Source organism: Lachnoanaerobaculum saburreum DSM 3986, assembly GCF_000185385.1.
In the GTDB taxonomy this organism is placed as follows: domain Bacteria; phylum Bacillota; class Clostridia; order Lachnospirales; family Lachnospiraceae; genus Lachnoanaerobaculum; species Lachnoanaerobaculum saburreum.
The window spans coordinates 1,294,956-1,301,563 of record NZ_GL622296.1 but is presented as its reverse complement, the minus strand read 5'-3'; the positions used below and the strand labels follow the sequence as shown (position 1 = coordinate 1,301,563).

Annotated in this window: 9 protein-coding genes; 1 reads left to right on the top strand and 8 read right to left on the bottom strand. The window is 35.1% G+C overall.

Going from position 1 to position 6,608, the window contains the following annotated elements:
* Positions 1-146 precede the first annotated feature (146 nt).
* The 7 genes from HMPREF0381_RS06125 to HMPREF0381_RS06095 all read right to left on the bottom strand — a co-directional run bounded on the left by HMPREF0381_RS06125 (position 147) and on the right by HMPREF0381_RS06095 (position 4,681).
* Positions 147-563: a DUF523 domain-containing protein gene (locus HMPREF0381_RS06125; protein ID WP_040461217.1), complete on the bottom strand. Its 417-nt coding sequence runs from the start codon at positions 561-563 to the stop codon at positions 147-149.
* A gap of 34 nt (positions 564-597) precedes the next feature.
* Positions 598-912 (bottom strand): hypothetical protein, encoded by a 315-nt coding sequence (locus HMPREF0381_RS06120; RefSeq protein WP_008751052.1) that lies wholly within the window; start codon positions 910-912, stop codon positions 598-600.
* A 33-nt stretch (positions 913-945) separates the two neighbouring features.
* Positions 946-1,452 (bottom strand): GNAT family N-acetyltransferase, encoded by a 507-nt coding sequence (locus HMPREF0381_RS06115; protein WP_008751051.1) that lies wholly within the window; start codon positions 1,450-1,452, stop codon positions 946-948.
* 1 nt (position 1,453) lies between these two features.
* Positions 1,454-1,999 (bottom strand): DUF1697 domain-containing protein, encoded by a 546-nt coding sequence (locus tag HMPREF0381_RS06110; protein ID WP_008751050.1) that lies wholly within the window; start codon positions 1,997-1,999, stop codon positions 1,454-1,456.
* Positions 2,000-2,055: 56 nt separating this feature from the next.
* Entirely contained in the window at positions 2,056-3,084 is a 1,029-nt protein-coding gene (locus tag HMPREF0381_RS06105; protein ID WP_040461216.1) for a S66 family peptidase, read from the bottom strand.
* Between the two features lie 74 nt (positions 3,085-3,158).
* Positions 3,159-4,130, bottom strand: a complete 972-nt coding sequence (locus tag HMPREF0381_RS06100; RefSeq protein ID WP_008751048.1) for a ComEC/Rec2 family competence protein — start codon at positions 4,128-4,130, stop codon at positions 3,159-3,161.
* Positions 4,127-4,681 carry a hypothetical protein gene (locus HMPREF0381_RS06095; protein ID WP_008751047.1) on the bottom strand — a complete coding sequence of 185 codons (555 nt, stop codon included), beginning with the start codon at positions 4,679-4,681 and terminating at the stop codon, positions 4,127-4,129. Before HMPREF0381_RS06095 ends, HMPREF0381_RS06100 begins: the two co-directional genes overlap by 4 nt.
* A gap of 183 nt (positions 4,682-4,864) precedes the next feature.
* Between HMPREF0381_RS06095 and HMPREF0381_RS06090 the strand changes: the two genes are divergently transcribed.
* Positions 4,865-6,358 (top strand): BCCT family transporter, encoded by a 1,494-nt coding sequence (locus HMPREF0381_RS06090; protein WP_008751046.1) that lies wholly within the window; start codon positions 4,865-4,867, stop codon positions 6,356-6,358.
* Here the strand turns inward: HMPREF0381_RS06090 and HMPREF0381_RS15855 are convergent.
* Complete coding sequence (locus HMPREF0381_RS15855) at positions 6,327-6,539, bottom strand: helix-turn-helix domain-containing protein (RefSeq protein ID WP_278244436.1); 213 nt, start codon at positions 6,537-6,539, stop codon at positions 6,327-6,329. The genes HMPREF0381_RS06090 and HMPREF0381_RS15855 overlap by 32 nt on opposite strands.
* Between the last annotated feature and the right edge of the window lie 69 nt (positions 6,540-6,608).

Below are 6,608 nucleotides of genomic sequence, written 5' to 3'. Positions count from 1 at the left end.
CTCCATTCTATATTTTTATATATTTTTACGATTATTATTTTAATATTTAAATTAAAATCTATTTAAAATATATATTCAGTATTATACACCATAAGTCAACTTTTGTCAAAATAAACCAAAAAAAATTTTATTTGCCTAAAGCTGTCCTATAAATCCTCGACATCTATCACCTTCATTCCGTTTCTTCTTAATAAATCTGCGAATACACCTTGTCCCGATATAATCCTGCCTGAAAATGAACCGTCATATATTGCATTAACTCCACATGAAGGACTTCTGGACTGTAAGATAACAATATCGGCATTTTGCTCTTTTACTGTCTCAAGTGCTCTCCTTGCACCTTCACGAAATTCTTTATCAACAGAAGTGCCGTCATTGAGACTGACTATACCGTTTACTATTTCCGCAGGTTCTCTTGGAATAGACAACCCGCCAAGAACTTCCGGACAAACAGGTATTACCTCATTTCCTTTAGTATAATCTCTTACTTTTTCACTGTAATTGTTTCCGCCGTTATATTTACAATTTTCTCCAAGTAAACATGCGCTTACCGCTATTTTCATTACAAAGCCTCCCTGATATTTCTTACATATACTGCTAACCCTGTCTTCTATTAACATTATTATAAAATAAATATAACTGCTCTTTTGTAAGTAAATCTTCTTTCACAAGGTTATCAATGAAGTTTTCTTCATATCTCTCAAAATCCTCGGCACAACCTACATTCTCTGCAAGAAGTATCAGAGCTTTATCAATAGTATCCGAGTTTTTATTTCTTCTAATTTCTGTCTTAATATATTCACATAAGCTGTCCAAAACCTCATAATTTTCTTTATCGGCTTTTCCAAAGTCACGGTCCCAATCTATTGAATCCAGTCTTTCTTTAAAGCAGTTCAAATCTTTATTGATCATCTCTCTATACTATCCTTCTAAACCTGCATTTTTCTATCTCAAATCCAAATACATTATATCAAAATCTATATATGAATCTCCGATTTTAAAATATGCCGGAGAGGTTCCGATTTTTCTGAATCCGAACTTTTCATAGACGTGAATTGCCCTAAAATTATCGCTTCTGACTTCAAGATTTATTATCTCAATATTATGGGATTTTGCATACTCTATCGCCATTTTAAGCAATCTGCTTCCAAGACCTTTATTCCATTCAGATTTCAAAACCGTCAGCCCAAGTTCAGCTCTGTGATTCATTCTCCTTGGCAATCCGCTTAGGCTTACATCTCCGATAATTTCTCCATCTCTCCATGCAAAAAATGAACATGACCTCTCATCTTTCAAGACAGAACTGATATATTCCACCTCTCCTTCAACAGAAATCGGAAAGCCCTCCGCTCCAAATGAAAGATTATCTGTTTCTGCCCCTATCTTCTTTGAATATTCTATTCTCGCCAAAGCATCCTCAGGAGATGCTTCTTTTATAATTATATTGTCCATTTTATCTTCCCCTCTCAAGGATCTCTACTATCTTTTCAAATGTATTACCATTCCGTATTGTTACCTGCTTATAAAATTCCTGTTTTATAAGCTTTTTGTGGTATATTGTTTTCATATATTCCGATTCATCATATTTCCCCCAAAATACAGCATTTTTACCAATATAAACTATTTCATTATAAAACGTGGATTTGTCTATAAAGTCAAAGATTTTGCTTCTATCTAAATCATAGGAAAAGAATAAAACGTCTCTTCTTGCCATTTCTTCATACCACCATTCAGGAAGGCTCTCCTTCTCTTTCAAGTACTCTTCTTTACTAATTAAAGTAAAAGGGATTGAAAAGTTAAAGTTTGTCTCCAATAAATATTTTATCTTAGAGATACAACTTTCATAGCTTTCCCCACCGCTAAAGAATAAATTCCCGCTATTAATATAAGAATCAACATCCTCAAATCCCAATTCAGTTAACAAAACTTTCAAGTCGCTCATAGAGACTTTATTATTTCCACCAACATTTATACCACGCAATAAAAGTATATATCTCAACTGACTTACCTCTATACACTAAAAATCATTTCCGTTTTGATGACTTTGAAAAAATATCAATTATCAAAAACAACCACCTGCTTATCTACATTTACCTCAGCTTCAACTCCAAAAGGAATAATGCACCTTGGTGTTGCATGGCCGATATTTATATTATAGACAACGGATAAGTCTTTATCTCCGATTTCCTCAATTAAAATTTTCTTATACTCCTCATAATATACCTCATCTTGAGGTTTTCCAACCAAGACACCTGAAAGCACCTCAAATATTCCATAATCCCTTAAGACTCCTATCATTTTTCTAAAGAGTTCCGGCTTCGGTTTATTCTCACTTGTCTCCAATAATAAAATTTTATTCTTCCACTCCTTGAGACTTGGGAATAAATCATATTTTTTACAAAGAGATACAGTATCCTCAAATCTTGAATTATCAAATATATTATAGATTGAATCAATACAGCCGCCTAAAATCTCACCTGTGAAAACCGGCTTACCGCTAAGTAATTCAAATCCGGTATTCTCATACCTTTCCATGTCGACTCCGATAGAATTCTCACTGAAATCTTCTCTTTCCTTATACCAAAACTCACTTGGACGTATTTCTTTAATTTTCCCTGTTGTGATAAGCTCTTCAAAGTATTTTTTTGTATATGGCAACATTTCATTTGATAGTTCACATATATCAGGTAAAAAGGCCTGCCCGTAGAATGTTTTGATTCCCACTTTACCTAGCATAAAATGATTTTTGGTTGTATCTGAAAAGCCTAAGAAGATCTTTTGTTTGACAGCTTTTTTAAGCTCATTGTTTTCAAACAAATATGGTAAAAGTCTATAGGTATCTACTCCTCCTATTGCACATAAAATCATATCAATGGAGTCATCCTTAAAAGCCTCTATCAAATCTTTTGCTCTGCTCTCAGGATGTTCTTTTATAAAGTCAATACCTTTAAGTGCATTAGGCAAAAATTCAACTTCTATACCGTATTTATTCAATCTGTCCACACCTATTTTAAGTTCATGCTTGATAAAACTTTCCCCTAAAATACCGCTTGATAAACTGACTATCCCTATTTTCTTTACCATAAACATCTTCTTATCAAAAACCCGATATCTCATTGAATCATCAATTTTGATATCGGGTTAATTTTAATTTAAAATTATTTCACTGTCTGATCGCCGTCTTTAATAACATAATTGGTCTTTGCACCAATCTCATCCATCCAGGATCTTACCTCAAGTGTCTTATAATTTCCTGTATTATATCCTGAACCGCCGTCATTGTCCCACAGCCACTCAGGAGTGTTCCACATAGCCACCTTCGGAGCAATTATTTCATACACATCCTTATTTACACCGTACTGACCATGGTGAGCCATCTGCACAATATCCGCCTTAAGCTCCGATGCAGGAACATCCGCCTTAAGATGCTCACCTGCTTCAGATCCCATATCTCCAAGGAATAGAACTCTGGTACCGTTATCAAAGTCAAGTCTAAACGCTATTGATGAGTTATTGATAGAGTTTGACTCAATCCAATACGGATCATTTAAGATGTGAATGGATACACCGTCCACATAGTAAACCTCACCCTTGCTTGTGATATGTGATACACCTGCCGGAAGTTTTGCAATAGAGTTTCTGATTGTATTTACCATATCCGCTCTATACTTCTCGAACTTGTCATACCAAGCCTGTTCTCTGATATTGTAATAGAAATTGTCAATTTTAATACCCTCAAAGCCGTTTTCTGCCAGCTTTGTAAAAGCACCGCCATGATCACTGTGCGGATGTGACAAAATCCATGCACTTACTTCAGTACCATAGCTTTTGATAGTCTCCACCAAATGTTGCTCATCCTGTGGAAGTCCGCCATCTACTACTATAAGCTTACCGTTCTTGGTCTTTATAACATAGCTCATCATCTGACTTTTAGTAGCCGAGTTTAATATGTGAATCTCGGCACCGTTTAGATATGTGCCGTCATTAGCCTTAGTTGCCGGCTCTCCCATTACTACTTTCGGATAGCTTGATGAGCTTTTTCCGATTACACCGGCAAATGAAATCATACCGGTATTTACAATCATTGCCGAACAAAGTGAAGTTAATAAAATTTTCTTTAGAAGTTTCATTTATCCCCCTTTTTATTTTGTAGTTCTAAGTTAGTATTAGTCCCTGCTTTGATAACCTGATTCACAATATATTTTGAATCCTCCATTATATCATCCGCTCTGAAAAGTTGTACTTCAAGGTCATACCTGTCAAAAAGTCCGCCATAGGAAGTTTCACTTGATTTCTTTATTGAGAAATCCTGAGTAGCCGCATAGTCATTTATCGCCCTGATATACTCATTGCCGTATGCCAATGCCTCATCATCACTGATATCATTTGAAAGTGACCATATAAGCAGTACCTTATTCTCACTTTCCTTAAATGCCATATCTATATAATCACTCATAGGATACATAGTTTTATCATTGAACTGTTCTTCTGCATCATCTCTTATTTGAGTCCAATCTAACGCTATATTCTTTTGTGTTTCAAATACAGGTTTATCTGAAGCCACACTTCTATTGACAGCTATATCTGAATTTGCACAGGCTCCCGCAGATATGGCAAATATTATAGAGACCAGCCCTACAATATGTTTTTTAAATTTTATCATACTATAAATACCTTCCATTAGACACTTCCATTAGACATTTACTAACTTCACTATTATACCAAAGGGTTTTATTTTTTGTAGTGTTTTTTTTATTATTCCATAATTTTTAAGATTTTTTTATATCTTGTAAAATATAGTTAAAAATGTTATTATGTTCAATAATAACATTTTTTATTTCATTTTGAACATAAGGAGGTTGCAATGAAAAAATCAGATATTGACTATTTGGTCACCATTGTCCCGTTTTTACTTGTATCAGCTTTGGTACTGCTGTTTTTTATATTTCCGTCACAGGCAAGCCGATTACTTGGGGGTATTAGAAGTCTTCTAAATAACAGCCTTGGGATCTTTTATCTTATATTCGGATTGTTTATATTCTTACTGTCAATATATATGGCATTTTCAAAATATGGAAATATAAAACTTGGCGGTGGTAAAAAAGAACATTCAGACTTTGCCTGGGGTACTATGATGTTTACCGCCGGACTTGCCGCAGATATATTATTCTATTCTCTTTGTGAGTGGATGCTGTATGCCAATCAGGATAGGATCAGCTCACTTGGTGATATTACACTTTGGTCTGCCACATATCCGCTGTTTCACTGGGGTCCTATTCCCTGGGCATTCTATGTTGTACTTGCTTCATGCTTCGGTTTTATGCTTCATGTCAGAAAAAGAACCAAGTCAAAATACTCGGAAGGACTTAGAGTGCTGCTCGGTTCACATGTGGACGGTATTGCCGGTAAACTGGTTGATTTGACGGCGGTATTTGCACTTATAGCCGGTACCGCCACTACATTTTCACTGGCAACCCCTCTGCTTTCACAGACTGTAGCAAAGCTCTTCGGTCTTGAAAGCAATAATATACTTACCATAGTTATTTTACTTATAGTCTGCATCATCTATTCAGTCTGTGCCTACTTAGGTATTGACGGAGTATCAAAGCTTGCATCATGCTGCACCTATCTGTTTTTTGCACTTTTATTGTATGTATTCTTTTGTGGAGGACATGGCAGATTTATACTTGAACTTGGCTTTAAATCACTTGGAAATTTAGCCGATAATTTTTTATCACTGGCTACATATATAGATCCGACCGGAAAATCAAGTTTTGCACAGGATTGGACAGTATTTTACTGGGCTTATTGGATGGTATGGTGTGTGGCTACTCCATTCTTTATCGGAAGTATCTCAAAAGGCAGAACAATAAGAGAGGTAATACTTGGCGGTTATATATTCGGACTTTCAGGTACATTTATTTCCTTTATTATTTTAGGCAACTACGGTATTGCACTGAATGTATTCGGTCAGGCAAATCTGCTTAAAATGTATAATGACAGTCAAAATCTGTACTCCACAATCGGTACGATAATATCAAGCTTGCCGCTTCCTGTTATAGCTATGATACTTTTAATACTGACTATGATTACTTTTTATGCTACAACCTTTGATTCCATCACTCTTGTAGCCGCCTCATACTCATATAAGGATCTTGAGAACAAGGAGCCTTCAAAGCGAATTAAACTGTATTGGTCAATACTTTTGATTCTGTTGCCTATCGGACTTATCTTTTCAGATAACTCCATGTCAAACCTCCAAACCGTATCCATTATTGCAGCCTTTCCTATCGGTATTATAATGATTTTGCTTATTATATCTTTTTTCAAAGATGCCGATATGTATCTAAATGAGTAAACAACTCATGATTCCAAAACTCGCTTATGGACATTGAAAATCCGTTAGCGAGTTTTTCTATACTTATTATACGCGGATTTTTGCTTCGACCTGAGATAATATCTTTTATTGTGGTTTTGGGAACTCCGGACCTTTTTGATAACTCATATACTGTCATATCTCTTTCATAACATAACAACATTACTCTTTTTGAAATTGCTTGTGAAATATTCATATCTGCTCCATTAGATTAATCAGAAAATTTATAATG